Below are 260 nucleotides of genomic sequence, written 5' to 3'. Positions count from 1 at the left end.
GGGGCACACTCAGGGCATGGCGACAGGAATTCACTGTTAGGCAGGTGAGTTTCCCTAGTGCCGTTGCAAATCACGCACCCTGCAGCCATGGTTGTGTTTGGTGCCAGTGCTATAAACCGTCCGTCGTCAAATTCTTCACGCGGACGTACCCAAAGAGAACCGTCATCAACGCTACGGTAGATTACGACTTCGCGCATATCCGCTATGCCCGGTTTGGGGTAAATACCTGGTTCAATCCATCGCTCTGTCTGCATTTTACC

Annotated in this window: 1 pseudogene; it reads right to left on the bottom strand. The window is 52.7% G+C overall.

The annotated features are described in order from the left end of the window. Positions 1-260: pseudogene (locus HBA93_RS21855) on the bottom strand (DUF1653 domain-containing protein); the annotation flags it as partial.

The sequence above is a fragment of the Ochrobactrum sp. SFR4 genome, from assembly GCF_019730395.1.
Classification (GTDB): Bacteria; Pseudomonadota; Alphaproteobacteria; order Rhizobiales; family Rhizobiaceae; genus Pseudochrobactrum.
The sequence above is the reverse complement of the archived record's forward strand: the minus strand, read 5'-3'. Positions and strand labels throughout refer to the sequence as shown.